General features: G+C 40.3%; 15 protein-coding genes and 1 pseudogene. 3 read left to right on the forward strand and 13 right to left on the reverse strand.

Features of this window, described 5'->3' with window-relative positions; genetic code table 11:
* From ON073_RS16990 to leuS, 7 genes and pseudogenes are all read right to left on the reverse strand, one after another.
* Positions 1-490: pseudogene (locus ON073_RS16990) on the reverse strand (penicillin-binding protein 2); the annotation flags it as partial.
* A gap of 16 nt (positions 491-506) precedes the next feature.
* On the reverse strand, positions 507-977 hold the full coding sequence (gene rlmH / locus ON073_RS16995; RefSeq protein ID WP_274763076.1) for a 23S rRNA (pseudouridine(1915)-N(3))-methyltransferase RlmH: 471 nt from the start codon (positions 975-977) through the stop codon (positions 507-509).
* 4 nt (positions 978-981) lie between these two features.
* Entirely contained in the window at positions 982-1299 is a 318-nt protein-coding gene (gene rsfS / locus ON073_RS17000; RefSeq protein ID WP_274763077.1) for a ribosome silencing factor, read from the reverse strand.
* Positions 1300-1360: 61 nt separating this feature from the next.
* Positions 1361-1975: a nicotinate-nucleotide adenylyltransferase gene (gene nadD / locus ON073_RS17005; protein WP_274763078.1), complete on the reverse strand. Its 615-nt coding sequence runs from the start codon at positions 1973-1975 to the stop codon at positions 1361-1363.
* On the reverse strand, positions 1972-3027 hold the full coding sequence (gene holA, locus ON073_RS17010; protein ID WP_274763079.1) for a DNA polymerase III subunit delta: 1056 nt from the start codon (positions 3025-3027) through the stop codon (positions 1972-1974). The genes nadD and holA overlap by 4 nt, the downstream gene beginning before the upstream one ends.
* Positions 3027-3515, reverse strand: coding sequence for an LPS-assembly lipoprotein LptE (locus tag ON073_RS17015; protein ID WP_274763080.1), 489 nt, complete (start codon positions 3513-3515; stop codon positions 3027-3029). Before ON073_RS17015 ends, holA begins: the two co-directional genes overlap by 1 nt.
* The gene (gene leuS / locus ON073_RS17020) at positions 3515-6103 is read right to left on the reverse strand and encodes a leucine--tRNA ligase (RefSeq protein WP_274763081.1); all 2589 of its coding nucleotides are present in this window, start codon (positions 6101-6103) and stop codon (positions 3515-3517) included. The genes ON073_RS17015 and leuS overlap by 1 nt, the downstream gene beginning before the upstream one ends.
* Before the next feature lie 238 nt (positions 6104-6341).
* Between leuS and ON073_RS17025 the strand changes: the two genes are divergently transcribed.
* Both ON073_RS17025 and ON073_RS17030 read left to right on the forward strand, forming a co-directional pair.
* A complete protein-coding gene (locus tag ON073_RS17025; RefSeq protein ID WP_274763082.1) occupies positions 6342-6818 on the forward strand; it encodes a zinc ribbon-containing protein in 477 nt (158 codons plus the stop codon).
* Positions 6819-6912: 94 nt separating this feature from the next.
* Positions 6913-9303 (forward strand): Lon protease family protein, encoded by a 2391-nt coding sequence (locus ON073_RS17030; protein ID WP_274763083.1) that lies wholly within the window; start codon positions 6913-6915, stop codon positions 9301-9303.
* Positions 9304-9415: 112 nt separating this feature from the next.
* Here ON073_RS17030 and ON073_RS17035 read toward each other — a convergent pair whose 3' ends face one another.
* The 6 genes from ON073_RS17035 to miaB all read right to left on the reverse strand — a co-directional run bounded on the left by ON073_RS17035 (position 9416) and on the right by miaB (position 17376).
* Positions 9416-11764: an ATP-binding protein gene (locus ON073_RS17035; RefSeq protein WP_274763084.1), complete on the reverse strand. Its 2349-nt coding sequence runs from the start codon at positions 11762-11764 to the stop codon at positions 9416-9418.
* 104 nt (positions 11765-11868) lie between these two features.
* Positions 11869-13377 (reverse strand): apolipoprotein N-acyltransferase, encoded by a 1509-nt coding sequence (lnt, locus tag ON073_RS17040; RefSeq protein WP_274763090.1) that lies wholly within the window; start codon positions 13375-13377, stop codon positions 11869-11871.
* Between the two features lie 29 nt (positions 13378-13406).
* Positions 13407-14294: a CNNM family magnesium/cobalt transport protein CorC gene (gene corC, locus ON073_RS17045; RefSeq protein ID WP_274763085.1), complete on the reverse strand. Its 888-nt coding sequence runs from the start codon at positions 14292-14294 to the stop codon at positions 13407-13409.
* 99 nt (positions 14295-14393) lie between these two features.
* Entirely contained in the window at positions 14394-14843 is a 450-nt protein-coding gene (gene ybeY / locus ON073_RS17050) for an rRNA maturation RNase YbeY (RefSeq protein WP_274763086.1), read from the reverse strand.
* Entirely contained in the window at positions 14843-15895 is a 1053-nt protein-coding gene (locus tag ON073_RS17055) for a PhoH family protein (protein ID WP_274763087.1), read from the reverse strand. The genes ybeY and ON073_RS17055 overlap by 1 nt, the downstream gene beginning before the upstream one ends.
* A 50-nt stretch (positions 15896-15945) precedes the next feature.
* Positions 15946-17376, reverse strand: a complete 1431-nt coding sequence (gene miaB, locus ON073_RS17060; protein ID WP_274763088.1) for a tRNA (N6-isopentenyl adenosine(37)-C2)-methylthiotransferase MiaB — start codon at positions 17374-17376, stop codon at positions 15946-15948.
* 223 nt (positions 17377-17599) lie between these two features.
* Here miaB and ON073_RS17065 point away from each other — a divergent pair, with 223 nt between their 5' ends.
* Positions 17600-18757, forward strand: coding sequence for an FAD-dependent oxidoreductase (locus tag ON073_RS17065; protein WP_274763089.1), 1158 nt, complete (start codon positions 17600-17602; stop codon positions 18755-18757).
* Positions 18758-18835: the final 78 nt, after the last annotated feature.

An 18835-nucleotide genomic window follows, 5' to 3' on the forward strand; every position in this document is an offset into this window, starting at 1 on the left:
CTAAGCGAGCTTCAACACTGAAGCCAGGGTATTTGTGTTGATTGACAGAAAATAAGGCAACTTGCTCTGGGGTTAAACGCGATTTCAGAATTTGGCTTTTAAAGCGACGTTTGCGTTTGATGTTTTTTAGGAAGTCCTCTTGTTGCTCGGACGTAATATCAAATAAGGTAGCAATTTCCTTGAGGCTTTTATCTAATTCTTGTGTTTCTTCAGGGATCACTTCCAAATTATAAACAGGGCGATTTTCAGCTAGCAGCACACCATTACGGTCGTAGATTAAGCCACGGTTTGGCGCAATAGGAATTACTTTAATGCGGTTTTCGTTGGAGCGTGTTTTATAGCTTTGGTGCTGTTTAACTTGCAGGTTAAAGACGTTAACAAACAGAATACCAATCACAATTAAGACAAAAACAAATGCCACAAATGCGCGACGAGCGACTAAATTAGCCTCGGCTGAATGATCCCTGATAGTAGCGCGTTGTTTTAACATCTATTTGATTTTATTCTTATTCTCTGTGGTACGGGTGATTATTATTCAAACTCCATGCACGATACAAGCTTTCTGCGACAATAATTCGTACCAGCGGATGGGGCAGTGTTAAATTTGATAACGACCACTTTTGCTCTGAAGCTGCAATGCATTCAGGAGCAAGCCCTTCGGGACCACCAATAAGTAAACTAATGTCACGCCCATCCAGTTGCCATTTGCTCATTTCTTTGGCGAGTTGATGGGTATCGAGTGCTTTACCTGTGACCTCTAAAGTAACTATTTTGTTCCCTTTAGGTATGGCTGCGAGCGTTTTTTCCCCCTCTTGTTGCAAAATGCGCTTAATATCGGCATTTTTGCCACGTTTGCCAGCGGGGATTTCGATTAGATCCAGGCTCATATCGCGTGGAAAGCGACGCTGATATTCTTGGAAACCAGTTTCAACCCAAGCTGGCATTTTTGTGCCAACAGCAATTAGCTGAATGCGCACAGTATTAGCTCCACAATTTTTCTAACTGATAAAAATCGCGTGTGCTTTCTTGCATCACATGCAGTACAACATCACCAAGGTCAAGCAGTACCCATTCACCTTCTTGTTGACCTTCGGTACCAATGACTTCAATACCTTGTGCTTTTGCTTCTAGTGCAACATTGTTAGCAATTGATTGTACATGGCGTTTAGAGGTACCTGAGCACACTACCATATAGTCAGTAATTGAAGATTTTTCTGTCATATCAAGGGTAGTAATATCAACAGCTTTAATATCGTCTGCTTTGTCGATAACAAAGTCTAATAACTCGCGTGGATCCAAAATATTTCCTAGTAACTGGTTTATTTCGTGTAATTGTAAAATTTTAACACGGCTAGCGGGTTTATTGGTAGAGACGATGCTGTTTTATGTAGTCAGAAACCGCTTCTGGCAAGAAATCATTTTTTAGTTGCATAAGATTTGCGCGTAGTTCTGATGACGATATGGCAACTTGTTGATGTTGAGCTAGATAAATATGACCAGCAAGTGGTAGCTGATCTAGTGAGTCGTTTATATTTCCCTTGATATAGCACACAACTTGAGAGGCAGGTTGAAAGGTTTCACCAGGGCGCTGAAATACTAAAAAATTGCTATTGGCTAGACATTCTTGCCACTTGAACCAAGTGTGCAGGGTATTGAGGGAATCCATACCAATCAGAAAGAAGATTGGTTCTGTTGGGTATTGCTGGCGAAAGCTACTCAAGCTTTCGAGCGCATAGCTGGGGGTATCACGGTTTATTTCACGTAAATCAATAGCAAAATTAGCGTCATTTTGAATCGCAAGATTAATCATATTAATGCGATGCGCGCTAGTAATTCCAGACGTTGCTTTGTGCACAGGTTGTTTGCACGGCATAAAAAGCACTTTGTCTGGATTAAGTAGCTGATTTGCTTGTTTGGCTAAGGCGAGGTGACCCGAATGAATAGGGTCGAAGGTGCCACCTAGAATAACAATCATAGATTTGAGTATTGTTCGACTTTATTATTGAAAGGTACAACAAAGGGCAGTGGACCAACAAACATCAATGAAATATGCAGCAAATGTTGGTATGCGTCGATATGCAGGTGTTGTTTATAGGCTAAATCGAATTCAGCCAGTGCCGTCATAATTGCATTTAGCTGTAATTGATCAATACGTCTTAGGGCACTCTCAGTAAGTGTTTGTTTGTTTTTCCAAACTTTAAACTGCTGCAATACATTACTGATGCTATCACCAAGAGATACAGCGCGAGCCATCGCCTCTAAGCTTTCGCACTCTCTAACAAGTGCCCATAAAATAATGGTTGGCTCAACATTTTCTTGTTTTAGTTTGAGCACAATTTTGCTGATTTTCTCACTATCACCTTTGAGCAATGCATCACTTAAATCAAATACATCTAAACGCGACTGATTAACTAAAGTAGGCGCGAGTACCTCAGCACTGATACTACCTTTTAAACCGAGCAATGAGAGTTTTTCGAGCTCTTGCGCAATTGCAAACAAGTTATCTTGATTGTATTCGACAAGCAAAGTTTTAGCATCGGCTGTAAGTTGTAAATGGTGCTGTTGGCATTGTTGATCTAACCAAGCAAATAACTGGTTGCCTTGCAATGCATAACAAGGAATGAAAATGCCCTCTTTATCAAAAGCTTTAAACCATGCACCACGCTGAATATCGCTGCCAACTTTTTCACCTTTAAGCATTAAAATACAATCAGGATTCGGATTTTGTGCGAGCGATTGTAATAATTTACTGGCAGCAGCATTTGGTTTACTGTCGCCTAACTCAAGTTCAATTATTTTGCGATTTGAAAAGAGTGATAAGCTGGCGTATTCTTGTAACACTTCTTGCCAGTCAAACTGCGGCGATACAGCAAAACGGATTATTTCATCAAAACCTTGCGATTTCGCTGCTGATTTTATCTGAGTGGCTGCCAAATTGAGTAAAAATGCTTCTTCACCAAACAGTAAGTAAAAAGGTGCTAAGCCTTGTTTTAAATTACTTGCTACTTGATTTGGGTAAATGCGCATTAATACTGCCCAAGTTGACGGATAATTAGGTTGCTTGCTTGAGCACGTAACTCGCTTAAAATAAGCTCCATTTCACGCGATTTTGCCAGTGCATTGTCTGGGTCATCTTGATAATTACGGGTGAGCTCGAAACTGTTGGTAATTGATTTTTGCTTGTCTCGGATAAGTTGATAACGAACGGTATAAATAAGTTCGTGCTCAGCTACCTGACCATTTGGAAACAAACTTAAAGTGCGTCGCGTCAATGAATCATTTAGCAGTTTGAGTTCAGCACTTGCGTGTGATTCATCCGTTGTATTGATATTACTTAACGCTAAGCTTTTTTGCAGCTCGGCAAAAAGTTGCGAATCTGGGTTGTTTGCAGTCACCACAAGGTTTTGTAAATCGTCAGGTAATACTGATGCTGTGCGCAACTTAAAACCACAACCAACTAAAAGCACAAAACACAGCAATAAAGCTGTGTTTTGTAAAAAGCTTGGTGCAAACATTAGTTTGCAACCACGTTTAGTAGTTTACCTTTAATAAAGATAACCTTGCGAATCGTTAAGCCATCTGTGAACTTAGTTACATTTGGCTCAGCAAATGCCGCCTTTTCAACAGCGTCTTGGTCAGCGTCAGCAGCAACGGTAATTTTACCGCGGACTTTACCGTTAACCTGTACTACAACTAGCTTTTCGTCTTCAACCATTGCTGATTGATCAACCACAGGCCATGGTGCATCAACTACTTCACCTTGCTTGCCTAGGTTTAGCCATAATTCATGACAAACGTGCGGGGTGATTGGTGAAAGCATGACAATTAAAGCTTCAAGTGCTTCATAACCAATCGCAATATCGTTGCTATCGTTTAATGGTGCTTTAACAAGTTTGTTAAGTAACTCCATTACTGCGGCAATAGCGGTATTAAATGTTTGACGACGATCTAAGTCATCAGACACTTTTGCAATGGCTTTGTGTAATTCACGACGAAGTACTTTTTGCTCGTTTGAAAGTGAACCGGCATCAAGTGTTGAACGTTCGTTTGCCATCACTTCATTTGCATATTTCCATACACGTTTAATAAAGCGGTGCGCACCTTCAACACCTGAATCAGACCATTCTAGGGTTTGCTCTGGTGGCGCTGTAAACATCATAAATAAACGTACTGTATCCGCGCCGTATTGGTTAATAACCGTTTGTGGGTCAATACCATTATTTTTCGATTTAGACATTTTACTCATACCAGCTGATTCAACTGGCTGACCGTCGTCTTTATGCCATGCTTTTACAACACGGCCTTTGTCGTCTTTTTCGCTTTCAACGTCGCTTGGCGAAATCCAAACATCACCGCCTTTCTCGTCTTTACGGAAATAAGTTTCAGCTAAAACCATGCCTTGACACAGTAAGCGCTCAAAAGGCTCATCTGAGTTAACTAGGCCAAAGTCACGTAATAGTTTGTGGAAGAAACGTGCGTAAAGTAAATGCAGAATCGCATGCTCAATACCACCGATATATTGGTTTACAGGCAACCAGTAGTTTGCCGCACCTGGCTCTAGCATGCCTTCATCGTAACGAGGGCTACAGTAACGTGCATAGTACCAAGACGATTCCATAAAGGTATCGAAAGTATCAGTTTCGTGGAATACTTGCTCGCCGTTAACGGTTGCTTTAGCCCACTCAGGATCGGCTTTGATTGGCGATGTTACACCGTTCATTACTACATCTTCTGGTAGGCGTACTGGTAACATGTCTTCTGTTGCAGCAAGCTCAGAACCATCTTCTTTATTTAACATTGGGATTGGAGAACCCCAGTAACGCTGGCGGCTAACACCCCAGTCACGTAGACGGAAATTAACTTTACGCTTACCAGCGCCGATACCTTCAAGTTTATCGGCAATGGCATTAAATGCTGCTTCAAATTCAAGACCATCAAATTCGCCAGAATTGATTAGCACACCCTTTTCGGTGAATGCTTCATTAGCGATATTTGCTTCTAGTTCAGAACCTTCAACAGGTGCAATAACTTGCTTGATTTCAAGACCGTAGGCAGTAGCAAATTCAAAGTCACGTTGGTCGTGACCTGGTACTGCCATTACTGCACCCGAACCGTAGTCCATTAGTACAAAGTTAGCAGCCCATACCGGTACTTCTTCACCAGTTAATGGGTGAATTGCTTTAAAGCCAGTGTCGATGCCTTTTTTCTCCATTGTTGCCATATCAGCTTCAGCAACTTTGGTGTTTTTACACTCTTCAACAAATGCAGCAACGGCAGGGTTATTTTTTGCGGCTTCTTGTGCAATAGGGTGACCTGCTGCAACACCAACGTACGTTACACCCATAAAAGTATCTGGACGAGTTGTATAAACCGTAAATGTTTCGCCATTATCTGCGCGTTTAAAGTCAATCTCTAAACCTTCAGAGCGACCAATCCAGTTGCGCTGCATGGTTTTAACTTGCTCAGGCCAGTGCTCAAGTTTATCTAAATCGTCAAGTAGCTCTTGTGCATAATCAGTGATTTTAATAAACCATTGTGGAATTTCTTTTTGCTCAACAATGGCACCAGAGCGCCAACCACGGCCGTCAATTACCTGCTCATTTGCAAGTACTGTTTGGTCAACTGGATCCCAGTTAACCGTTGACATTTTTTTGTATACAAGGCCTTTTTCGTACAGTTTTGTGAAGAACCATTGTTCCCACTTGTAGTACTCAGGATGACAGGTCGCGATTTCACGATCCCAGTCGTAACCAAAACCAAGTTGCTTTAACTGGTTGCGCATGTAGTCAATGTTTTCGTAAGTCCATTTTGCAGGCGCCGTGTTGTTTTTAATAGCGGCGTTTTCAGCAGGTAGACCAAATGCATCCCAACCCATAGGTTGCATTACGTTTTTGCCTTGCAAGCGTTGGAAACGTGATACTACATCACCAATAGTGTAGTTACGTACGTGACCCATGTGCAGGCGACCACTTGGGTAAGGGAACATTGATAGGCAATAGAACTTCTCTTTACCTTCTTGTTCAGTTACTTTAAATGTTTGATTTTCATCCCAATATTTTTGAACTTTCTGTTCGATATCCTGCGGGCTGTATTGCTCTTGCATTCTAATTTCCAAACTACTTGCAAAATAAATAAAAATTGGCGCTTAGCATAGCGTAAATTACGGCGCTAATACACCCTTAGCTGCCGATTATGGTTAAGTTTTTTATGTACATTTATCTGCACTTTAAAAGTTATAAAGTTAGGTTCGAATTGCTGCATTAATGTTCAGTTAACTGCTTGAAACAAGATATTTTTTGTAACATGACTATACTTAACTAAAAAGGAAGTGGAGGTGCAAAATGAAAGACAGTTACAACAACTACATTAAGCGTTTTCAATCATGGCTCACAGATTTGAGCGAACATGAATTAAAAGGCATTCAAAAGGCGTTTTTTGATTTTCAAAACGAGTTGAGTGCATTAGGGAAATATTCTAAAGAACAAATTCAAGATTACAGCTACTACCTTAAACGCGATCTTGAAGATTTCAAAAAACGCCATGAAGAACAAAACACAAATGATCTTGCGAGCGCAGAATTTAATGAAGAATGGTGGTTAGCGCTTTCTCATTTAGTTGATAAAACTCAACTTGAGTGGGCACTCATTTTAGATGATTTTGAACATAATGGTATTTACAAACAAGGTGAATGGGTTTCCTTCGGCGAATTCCAATGTCGGCAATGTGGCGAGATTAAACATTTCACTCACCCAAGTCAGCTTGATGCGTGTATTGAGTGCGATGCCATTGAATTTCATCGCATTGCTAGTGCGCCATAAATATTTAAACTTTCAGGTGTTATTTTATAAGGACTTGAGTAGACTCATACAAAAAATGCGATAGCGAGCAAGCGCTAATAAGGACGGTAGTAAAATGAACATTGGCGAACAGAATAAATTAGGTGCAGATGTTTTAGCACCTCAAATAGAGTTGCACGCAATAGAAACCTGTATGGCACAGGCATATCCAGATGAATATACCATCATTGGCCAAAAACGCGCTCAAAGTGCCATTGATTTTGCTTTAGGCATGGAGTTACCCGGATACAATATTTATGTGATGGGGGAGCCTGCACTTGGTCGGTTTACTATGGTGCAAGAAAAACTAGCTGCGCAAAGCCGTACCAAGCAAACACCACCAGATTGGCTTTATTTAAATAATTTTGATGAACACCGTCAACCGAGTGCCATATTTATGGCAGCAGGCGAGGGTAAACTGTTTTGTGATGATATCGATTCACTTATCGATGAGATTTTAGATACCTTTCCAGCGGCGTTTGATAACCCAAATTATCAACGTCAGAAAAAAGCAATCGATAGCAGTTTTAATGAAAAATACGACGAAGCTCTGGAAATCGTCGAAAAAATTGCAAATCAGCATAACGTGGCGTTATTTGAAGAGTCAGGAGTGATAAGTTTTGCCCCAGTGATTGATGGCAAACAACTTGATGATGCAGAATTTACAAGCCTTGATGATGAGCAAAAACAATATTTCTACGATGTTATTTCACGCTTAGAAAATGCATTAAACGAAGCCTTAATCGAGCTTCCACGTTGGAAACGTGAGTCTTCTGAAAAGTTACGTGAGCTTAAACAAAAAACGGTCGAAACAGCAATTAAGCCGCTGTTAAAAGACTTAGAGCATAAGTACACCAGCCACCTTGGTATTGTTAAGTATTTAAAAGAGTTAAAAGCGGAATTAATTGACGCAGTACTTGAATGGCTGGGCGAAGACAGCGACGACAGCAATAAAGAAGATCTCGATAAGCGCGCAATGCTCACTGAGTATATTGCCCCAAATATCATTGTGAACCACAAAGAGGAGGGTGCTCCAGTTGTTTACGAGCCTAACCCGACGTTTGGCAATATATTTGGTAAGGTTGAATACACCTCGCAATCGGGTTCAATTGTAACCAGTTTCCGTTCGATTCAATCAGGTGCACTGCATCGTGCTAACGGTGGTTACTTGGTAATGGACGCGGAAAAGTTAATGTCCAACAGCCAAGTGTGGGATGCACTTAAACTTAGTCTTAAAAGTAAGCAGATAAAAACAGATCTTGCGGCACAAGATTCGAGTGTTGGTGGCAGTTTTACACTAAAACCGCAGTTAATACCGTTGAATGTCAAAATCATTCTTTTAGGTTCGCGTGATTTGTATTACGTAATGCAAGAGTATGATGATGAATTTAATGAGCTTTTTAGAGTGCTAGCCGATTTTGATTATCACATTCCTGCCACGGATAAATATCAGTTCCAACTTATTAGCCGGGTGCAAAAGTATGCAGCAGATACGCTAAATATGACGCTTTCACCAGAAGCTTTTGCTGCGTTATTGCGATTTAGCCACCGCCAAGCTGAGCATCAGCGCAAGCTTTCAGCGCGTTTTGCTGATGTGATTGAACTCACTAATGAGGCTGCGTTTTTTGCAAGACAGGATGGTGATACAACAATCGATGACAGCCATATTGATGAAGCATTAACAGGTAAGCAATATCGTACTGGTCAAATTAGTGAATCCTTTATGACCGAAATTAAAGAAGGTCATGTGCTTATTCAAACTGAAGGCACCCAAGTAGGCTGCGTTAATGGCTTAACAGTGCTTCATATAGGTGATACTAGTTTTGGTACGCCAGCACGCATTACAGCAACTGTGTATGCAGGCAGTGATGGTATTTTAGATATCGAACGTGAAGCGGATTTAGGTAAGTCTATTCACAGTAAAGGGGTGATGTTGCTTACCGGTTATTTAGGTAACAAATACGCGCAAGATTTCGCACTTACCTTAAGTGCTAATATTGCCATTGAGCAAAGCTATGGCTCGATTGATGGCGATAGTGCATCACTTGCAGAGCTATGCGCACTTGTTTCGGCAATTACACGTTTGCCAATTAATCAAGGCGTTGCCTTAACGGGTTCAATTAACCAACATGGTGAAGTGCAAGCGATTGGTGGTGTGAACGAAAAAATCGAAGGCTTTTTCAAGTTATGCCAAATGCGTGGCTTAAATGGTGCGCAAGGGGTGATCATCCCAAAATCTAATGTACATAACTTAGTTTTAAATGCTCAGGTAGTGGATGCGGTAGCAAAAGGGCAGTTTAGTATTTACGCTGTTGATAAGGTAGATCAAGCGTTTGAAATCTTACTGAACAAGCCCGCAGGAGAATTATCGGCAAAAGGGACGTATGGTAAAGATACAATACATGACTTAGCCTTACGTCGCCTGAGTCATTTTGCGGAGGTAATAAATGGTGGTGTTGAAGAATAGCAAGCTAGAAGGTATCAAAGATCATAATCTATGTATTGAGATGTTTAGTTAGCTTCTAAACTCGATTTCAGGTTATTTAGTAAAAAGCTAGCCTTAATGGCTAGCTTTTTTGTTAGTTTAAATAGGTATTTAACTTTTCAAGCAGCAAGGTCTTTTCGATTGGTTTTCCTACCCAATCATTACATCCAACCTCGTAATAGTTACGTAAGTCTGATTCTATAATATTAGCTGTTAAGGCAATTATCGGCGTAGTTTGGTTAAGCTCTCTTATTTTTCTGGTGGCTGTAATGCCGTCCATTACAGGCATTTGAATGTCCATTAACACTAAATCAATTGTTTCGTCAAAAGCGCTGAGGGCAATTTCACCATTTTCTGCAAGCGTGATTTTTGCATTGCTTGGCGCTAGCATGGCTTTTACTAGTAATTGATTGATAGGGTTATCTTCTACAAGCAAAATATGTTTATTCGCTAAATCAAGTGCAGCAGATTGCTTGAGCGTTTCAATTTGCTCAATATAACTTTGATTAATGGGAAGCTTTACGATAAAACAGGAGCCTTGGTTAAGCTCACTAGTTACTTCAATAGTGCCATCCATTAGTTCAACCAGTGAGTGTGTGATGGACATACCAAGCCCAGTCCCGCCATATTGACGTGTAATTGAATCGTCAGCTTGTTCAAAGCGCTTAAAAAGCTTATCGATGCTTTGCTCTGTCATACCAATGCCAGTGTCATTAACAATAAATGACATGGTTTTCGTTTTGCCATCGTATAATACAGACAAGGTTACACTGCCTTGCTGTGTAAATTTAATAGCATTGGCTGCGATGTTAAGCAATACCTGCTTTATTCGCACGGGGTCGCCTATCCAATTATCGTGTTCAACTTGATTCAAAATATGAAATGCAATGTGTTTTTCGTGGGCGATTTGGCTTAAGTTAGAGTGAATGTTATCGAGTACATCTGTCAGTAAAAACTCTGTTTTTTCAAGGGTTAATTTACCCGCTTCAATTTTAGAGAAATCAAGAATATCGTTAACAACAGTCATTAAGGCTTTGGTGGACGTAAGTGCATTATTAACATAGCTTTTAGCCGTTTTATTGAGTGGTAATTCATTGAGTAATTGCAGGTTGCCATAAACCCCATTCATGGGAGTGCGAATTTCATGACTGGTATTGGCTAAAAATGCACTTTTTGCGATATTCGCGCTTTCAGCGGTTTCTTTTGCTTGTTTGATTATCGCTTCTTGTGCTTTTCTATCTGTGATATCTCTTATAACACCCACAAAGTGGTGCTCTTCGTCGAGAAGAATATGGCTAATTGTGAGCTCAATTGGAAATTCTTGGCCATTTTTACGTTTAGCAATGAGGTCACGATTTTTGCCTATCACAGAAGGAGAATTCTTGATTTGATGATTTGCCACATAATCATCATGCTGCGCTGCGAACTTTTCATTCATCAATAAAGTAATGTTCTTTCCTAATACTTCGCGCTTATGCCAGCCAAACATACTCTGAGCACTTTTAGAAAAAAGTTTAATAATACCTTTGTTATTAATAACAATGATGGCATCAGAGAGACCAGCAAGCACCGCGGCTTGTTGTTTTTCTGAAATCGCAATGCGCTTTTGAGCAATATCTAATGAGGCTTGAGTCTCTTTTTCTTTTTCTACTAGGGATTCGTTAGAGCTTTGTAGCTGTGAAAATAAAAAACGCTCATTCATCAAGGCAAACCAAAGTGCAACGCCATAAGCGAGAAGACGTAAAAGATGCCAACCCCACCACGAAATGTCCCAAAGGAAAGACTGATGGAACATGATGGCGGCAAAGCCGAACATTGAGCAATGCAAAATAAACAGTAAATCGTCAACTTTTCTAAATTTTCGATACTGAAAAAACAGCTTTATTGCACACAGCAACAGGGCAGCGCCACCAAAGATATTGAGCAAAACAGCTAAAGGGGTAAATTGCTTGTTCGTCACCATATTTGGCATAAGGTGCGGCTGTAAGATTGCAAAAAACGAGAGTAAAACAGCAAACAATAGCATCCGCCAAACAAACTTCGCGTTAAACGCTGATGCATATTTTGTTGGTAAAAGTATTAATGAAAAGATCACACCCCCAAAGAAAGTAGCGGCGCTGTGAAGCCAAACAAAGGTATTGCTTGGTGAAAGTAAGGCGTGGGCAATATCTAAAATACCCATTACACCAATCGCCGCAGCGATAATAATGTTGAAGCTGGTACCGCGTTTACTTTGCTCTAAATTGACCAATAAGAAGCACACCAGCAGCGCTATAACACCGCCTAATACTTCGACTGCAGTATGTACAGGAATATTCACCCATCGCCAGTCAGACATGAGCGTTTTTGCAAGAATAAACGTAGATAAATGAATTACCGCACTGAGAAAAATAGTGATTACAATGGTTTTGCTCAAACGGTGCGTTTCACTTAGTTGAAACAATACGGTTCCTTAGAGGCAGCTTTTACAAGGCACAAATTAAATTTAGACGTAATTATTGGATAAAACAATTACGTCTAACTCGATGTTAAAAAAGCTGAAACTATTTATTGAGTGATATTACGAGCGCGGTTTCGCAAAGCTAGGCTGAGTAATAAACTAAGCAGCAAAAAGCCATATAGAAGATGGTTGCCAAATTGGCTGAAGAAAGTGTAGCCAGTAAGTAATGGCACTTTTAATCGCTCTACAGTGGCTTCAAACTGAGGCAAGTATTGCCCCTGTTTTGCTACTGGGTCGTAAACTCCGCTTATCCCGTTATTGGTTACACGAATAAGCGGTAAGCCAAGCTCCAGCGCTCGCATACGCGCAATTTGCATATGTTGGTGCGGGCCATGAGAATTACCAAACCAAGCATCATTACTAACGGTAAACAAAAGATCCGAATTCTTGGTGTAATTACCACGAACTAAATCGGTAAATGCTATTTCATAACAAATTGCTGGCAGTACATTAAAGCCATTAGCAACTAAATTAGCTTGCTTTACTTCACCTCGGGTAAAAGATGAATGATCTAAGTTGAATAGTGGCGCAATAGGGCGAAGCAACTGCTCAAATGGCACAAACTCGCCAATCGGTAAAAGTTGATGTTTGCTATAACGGTTAGTATGTAAGTAATGATAATGGCCTGTTGTGTCATCAGCATTTTTTTTGCCGACTGCAACAAGGTTGTTATAAACCGTTTTTGTGCCTAGTTGATAGTCTAAAACTCCGGTAATTAGCGCGGTATTATTAAATGCAGCTGCTTTATCAAGATTTGCTAAGTAATCATCGACTAATACTTCAATTTCAGGAATTGCCGCTTCAGGCCAAACGATTAAGTCTGCTTGCCAATTTGGGCGTGTCATATCTTGGTATTTTGCCATGGTCGGCCAGAAGTTTTCTGGAGCAAATCTCAGCTCTTGCTTGATATTGCCTTGTACTAATACAACATCAATTGTTTTATCGCTATAACTTACACGGCTTGCAAAGTTGGCGATAACAAGCGAAGTAGAGATAATTACACACGATGCGATAAGCGGCTTCACGTGCTTTTTACTGGCAGCAAATAGGGTATATGCAATAAGTAATACCAATACAGTTAATCCCATTTCACCAATCCAAGGTGCTAATGCTGCAAAAGGGCTGTCGGTAAGTGTGTAGCCAAAACTTAACCACGGGAAACCCGTTAAAAGTGTGCCGCGTAAGTATTCCATCAAAATAAAGAGCGGTATAAAACAAGCAATATATGAAGTGGATAACGAATTATTAGTGCTAAAATTGTGCGTCAACCAACAAGCAAGGGCTGGATAAATAGCTAAATAGGAGACTAATAACAGCATTAGTAACAAAGAGGCAATTAAGGGCAGGCCACCAAATTGGGCTATCGATACATGTACCCAGCTGATACCTGCACCAAACCAGCCTAAGCCAAATAAAAAGCCATTAGTTGCCGCTGTTTTATTTGATGCATGGTGATTTAGGTAAAAAAGGGTTGCTAAAGCGAAAGGTGCAATCGGCCAAAGATTGAATGGTGCATAACTTAACACCATAAAAATGCCGGCAACTAATGCCAGCATTTTTGATTTTACGTTTGATAGAGTCACGTTTAATTATCTGTCTGAACGTCTTCGTTATTATCATCGCTCTTAGGTAATGTTACTTGTACTTGCAGAATGCGACGGCTATCAGCGTTGGTGATTTTAAATTGTAATCCATCGATTTCAATTGTTTCACCGCGTGATGGCATGTGACCAAACGCGTGCAAAATAATGCCGCCAATGGTACCTGCTTCATCTGTATCAAAATAACTACCAAAGTGCTGGTTAAACTCTTCTAGTGGCGTTAGTGCTTGCACTAAGTAAACATGCTTAGCTACTTGGCGGATATCCTGCGTTTCTTCTTCATCATCATGCTCATCTTCGATTTCGCCGACAATAATTTCAAGAATATCTTCAATGGTAACTAAACCAGAAACACCACCATATTCATCAATCACAATTGCCATGTGGTAGCGTTGTTGACGAAACTCATTAAGCAGAGTATCTACTCGTTTACTTTCAGGCACAACTACAGCTGGGCGCAAGTAATCACGAAGTGGTGGATGCTCATCTTGATTTTTTAAAATAAGCGGTAATAAATCTTTAGCGAGTAGGATGCCTTCAACATGGTCTTTATCTTCACATACCACTGGGAAGCGCGAGTGTGATGATTCCACCATAACAGGCAGTAATTCGGCGATTGTTTGTTCTACATCCAGTGTAATCATTTGCGAGCGTGGGATCATGATATCGCGAACTTTTAGTTCCGATACACCCAAAACACCTTTCATCATTTCTTTGGTTTCTGGATCGATCAAGTCTCTTTCTTCAGCGTCGATAATGACTTCGACAAGCTGTTCTTTATTCTGGGGTTCCCCTTGTAACATTTGGGTAATTTTATCTAACCAAGTTTTACCAGAAGAACCCTGACTAGATTGCGAATTTTCGTCGCTCATAAGCGCTTTATTAGCTCCATTTTAAAAAAAGTAAGGATTTTACTATTTCGTAAATCCACGCTTGTTATATCAAATTTAGTAAAAATTTCAAAAACAAAATTAATCGCGATAAGGGTCGACTATCGCTAATTCAGCAAGCAATCGCTTTTCGAGCGATTCCATTTCCAATGCTTCTTCGCTATCTATATGGTCATAACCCATCAAATGCAAGCAACCATGAATTACCATATGGGCAAAATGATCGTGAAATGCCTTTTCTTGCTCGATAGATTCTTGAAGTACGACCTCAGGGCAAATAATCAAATCACCAATTAACGGTAACTCTATGCCTGGTGGTGCCTCAAATGGAAAACTGAGCACATTAGTTGGCTTATTTTTGCCACGATACTCATGATTTAATTGCTGGCTTTCGCTAGTATCACTGATGCGGATAGTAAGCTCTGCGTCAGGTTTTAAATTTGTAAGCGCCTTATTTGCCCATAGCTCAAACTGCTCAAATGTTGGCAAGTTGTCAAATTCATGGGCAATTTGTAAATCTAATTCAATCATTAGGCTTTTGACTCATTTTCTGCATTCGCTTTTTCAAGCTCTTGCTGCTTTTTCTTTTCAATTTTCTTTAAGCGTTCAATTTCATCATGTTTTTCGTATGCTTCAACAACCGCCGCAACAACAGGGTGACGCACAACATCGTGAGACTTAAAGAAGTTAAAGCTAATCGCTTCAACATCGCTTAATACTTCGATTGCATGACGAAGCCCTGAGCGTGCACCGCGCGGTAAATCCACCTGTGTAATGTCACCAGTAATCACTGCTTTTGAATTAAAACCAATACGAGTTAAGAACATTTTCATTTGTTCTACCGTGGTGTTTTGGCTTTCATCTAAAATAATAAAGGCATCATTTAAAGTACGACCACGCATATATGCAAGCGGGGCTACTTCAATTACGTTTTTCTCGATTAAACGCTCAACACGTTCGAAACCTAACATTTCAAAAAGTGCATCATAAAGTGGGCGCAGATATGGGTCGACTTTCTGGCTTAAATCACCTGGTAAAAAACCTAATTTTTCACCAGCTTCAACCGCAGGGCGGGTCAGCAAAATACGGCGAATTTCTTGGCGTTCTAGCGCATCAACAGCGGCAGCAACAGCAAGGTACGTTTTACCAGTACCCGCAGGGCCAATACCAAAGGTTATATCGTGTAATAACACGTTTTTGATATAGGTTGCTTGATTTGGGTTACGAGGCTTGACCACACCACGGCGAGTTTTAATTACAAGTTCGTCTCGATATAAATCATCGTCTTGCTCAAGTACCGTGGTTTCTTGAATGGTTAAATGCACTAAATCAGGTTCGATATCTTTACAAATACCTTTCACTGGCTGTGTTTCAATATAGAGATTTTTAATAATCTCGGTTGCCGCAATTACATTGTGTGCGTTACCGGTGATTTTAAAGTGGTTTTCACGATGTGCGATTTCAATACCAAGACGACGTTCGATTTGTTTTATATTTTCGTCGAATGGGCCACACAGTGAAGCAAGACGTTTGTTGTCAGAGGGTTCGAGATAAGTTTCTAAAGTTTTTAACTGGGTACTCAAAATGGGTTCCTTGGCTTGGTGTGGCATTTAATGCCACACCAAATTGAAATCTAAGGTGTAAATGTTGCAACACCCAATTCGTTAGCTTCTTTGCTTTGTGCTTTACCTAAGATATCACTTGGCGCAATGTCTTTACGCAGATCCATTTCGGCTTCGGTACGAATTAGCTCACCACGAAGTGAGTTAGGCAAGGCTTCAGTAATTTTTACATCGACAAATTGACCAATCACTGAATGAGGGCCTTCGAAGTTAACAACGCGGTTGTTCTCAGTACGGCCGCGAAGCTCCATTGGATTCTTTTTCGATGGGCCTTCAACCAAAATACGTTGTTCAGTAGCAAACATTTTACGGCTGATATCTTGCGCCATTTGCGTGATACGGTTTTGTAAAATGTATAAACGTTCTTTCTTTTCTGATTCTGGTACATCATCAGGTAAATCAGCAGCTGGTGTACCTGGGCGTGCACTGTAGATAAAGCTAAAGCTCATATCAAAACCAATATCATTGATAAGGTTCATGGTCGCTTCAAAATCCGCTTTAGACTCACCTGGGAAACCAATAATGAAGTCTGAGCTCATACTTAAGTTAGGGCGGATCTTACGTAACTTACGAATAGTTGATTTGTATTCAAGTGCTGTATGACCACGCTTCATTAATGCCAGTACTCGATCTGAACCACTTTGAACAGGTAAGTGTAAGTGGTCAACAAGCTCTGGCACATCAGCATAGGCTTCAATAATATCAGGAGTGAATTCTACTGGGTGAGAAGTCGTATAACGAATACGGTCAATGCCATCGATAGCAGCAACATAGCGCAGTAAATCTGAAAAATAACAAATTTCACCATCGTGCGTTTCACCACGATATGCATTTACGTTTTGGCCTAGTAGGTTTACTTCACGCACGCCTTGCTCGGCAAGTTGTGCAACTTCAAGTAATACGTCATCAAGTGGGCGGCTTACTTCTTCACCACGCGTGTATGGTACAACACAGAAAGTACAGTACTTAGAACAGCCTTCCATGATAGATACGAACGCACTTGGACCTTCTGCTTTTGGCTCAGGTAAACGGTCGAATTTTTCAATCTCAGGGAATGAAATATCAATTACAGAGCCATTTTCTTCCTGAACTTGCTTAATCATTTCAGGTAAACGGTGCAATGTTTGTGGACCAAAAACGATGTCGACAAAAGGCGCACGTTGACGAATAGTTTCGCCTTCTTGAGACGCAACACAACCACCTACACCAATGACTAAATCAGGGTTGTCATCTTTTAACAGTTTCCAACGGCCCAATTGGTGAAATACTTTTTCTTGTGCTTTTTCACGAATTGAACACGTATTTAGAAGAATAACATCTGCATTCTCTGCTTCTTCAGTTAATTCATAACCATTGCTAGCATCTAATAGGTCTGCCATTTTTTGCGAGTCATACTCGTTCATTTGACAGCCCCATGTTTTGATATGCAGCTTTTTACCCATGTTATCGTGCCTCAACAAATTACTTACAGCTTAAAGGACGCGTATTTTATCCTTAAGCGTAGGTGGATTCAAATATGTTTGCAAAATCATCAGCAGTTATTAATTAAATCCTAAAACAGATTTACTACTTTCGATTTTTTCGCAAAAAATATGAATCAAAATCAAACTTTTGCTGAGTGCTTACGTTAGAATAATAAGTACTTAAAGCTGAGAGATTTTTCCTATGAGTTTATCAATTTGTATTATCGGTGGTGGCATGGTTGGAGCTGCTGCTGCAGTGGCATTAGCCAAACAAGGCCATACCATACAGTTAGTTGAAAATAATCCGATTGATGAAAACAAAGTACTAAGTAGTGAACACATCGATATACGTGTTTCGGCGCTTAATTTATTTTCCGAAAACTTACTTTCAGAATTAGGTGCGTGGCAGCATATTAGAAAATCACGGAGTGCTGAGTACAAACGACTGAGTGTTCAGGATTACCAAAAATCGCCGTTGATATTTAACAATCAAGAAATTGGTCAGTCGCACTTAGGGCACATTATTGAAAATAGTGTGATTCAGGCCAGTATTTGGCAAGAATTCAGTCACCACAATATTTCGGTGCTAAGTGATTTGGGTAAGTTGGAAGGGATCTTACATCATAATGATATAGAGACCTTGTGTTTTGAATCTCAGACACTTGAAGCCGATTTGGTTGTTGTAGCCGATGGAGCACGTTCACATACGCGAGAGCTATTAGGTATTGGTACTACTGGTTGGCAATACCAACAAGCGTGTATGGGGGTATTAATTAAATTAGATGCTGAGCAGCAAGATATTACTTGGCAAGAGTTTCAACCAACTGGACCCGTTGCGTTCTTACCAATGCAGGCACCTTATGCGAATTTAATTTGGTATCACCACGAGGACACGTTAAGAAAACTCGCTGACGGTGATAAAAATAATTTAAAGGATGCCATTGTAACAAACTATCCTGAACTGCCAGGGGATTTTGAAATTCTTAAAACCGCGGTTTTCCCTCTGACACGCCAACATGCAAATCAATACAGCAAAAGTCGTTGTGTGTTAGTGGGGGATGCCGCTCATGCTATCAACCCATTAGCAGGGCAGGGTGTAAACCTAGGTTTTAAAGATGTTGCACAATTAGTGAAGAGTTTGTCAAAGGAAGCGAATATAGCCAAAGCATTAAAAGATTATGAGCAAAAACGTCGAATCCCTAACTTAGCAATGATGAGTATGATGGATGCATGTTATTTTGCGTTTTCTAACGAAATCACACCATTAAAAGCATTACGGCAAGGCGCGATTGCAGGGCTAAGTAAATTAAGCCCGATAAAAAGCCAGATGTTAAAATATGCTGTAGGTCATTATTTATAATGGCCTTTTTTAGAATTTAATCCATAGACGGGTAAAGGGGGCTAAATTATCTTGGATAAAAGGATAAAAGGATAAAAG

Source organism: Pseudoalteromonas sp. G4 (assembly GCF_028875915.1).
Taxonomy (GTDB): domain Bacteria; phylum Pseudomonadota; class Gammaproteobacteria; order Enterobacterales; family Alteromonadaceae; genus Pseudoalteromonas.

What these genes read in the sequence shown, in the direction of transcription:
- leuS (WP_274763081.1), bottom strand. Translation starts at nt 6,103, where the DNA reads ATGCAAGAGCAATACAGCCCGCAGGATATCGAACAGAAAGTTCAAAAA.
- lnt (WP_274763090.1), bottom strand. Translation starts at nt 13,377, where the DNA reads ATGCTGGCATTAGTTGCCGGCATTTTTATGGTGTTAAGTTATGCACCA.
- ON073_RS17030 (WP_274763083.1), top strand. Translation starts at nt 6,913, where the DNA reads ATGAACATTGGCGAACAGAATAAATTAGGTGCAGATGTTTTAGCACCT.
- nadD (WP_274763078.1), bottom strand. Translation starts at nt 1,975, where the DNA reads ATGATTGTTATTCTAGGTGGCACCTTCGACCCTATTCATTCGGGTCAC.
- ON073_RS17065 (WP_274763089.1), top strand. Translation starts at nt 17,600, where the DNA reads ATGAGTTTATCAATTTGTATTATCGGTGGTGGCATGGTTGGAGCTGCT.
- holA (WP_274763079.1), bottom strand. Translation starts at nt 3,027, where the DNA reads ATGCGCATTTACCCAAATCAAGTAGCAAGTAATTTAAAACAAGGCTTA.
- ON073_RS17025 (WP_274763082.1), top strand. Translation starts at nt 6,342, where the DNA reads ATGAAAGACAGTTACAACAACTACATTAAGCGTTTTCAATCATGGCTC.
- ybeY (WP_274763086.1), bottom strand. Translation starts at nt 14,843, where the DNA reads ATGATTGAATTAGATTTACAAATTGCCCATGAATTTGACAACTTGCCA.
- ON073_RS17015 (WP_274763080.1), bottom strand. Translation starts at nt 3,515, where the DNA reads ATGTTTGCACCAAGCTTTTTACAAAACACAGCTTTATTGCTGTGTTTT.
- corC (WP_274763085.1), bottom strand. Translation starts at nt 14,294, where the DNA reads ATGAGCGACGAAAATTCGCAATCTAGTCAGGGTTCTTCTGGTAAAACT.
- miaB (WP_274763088.1), bottom strand. Translation starts at nt 17,376, where the DNA reads ATGGGTAAAAAGCTGCATATCAAAACATGGGGCTGTCAAATGAACGAG.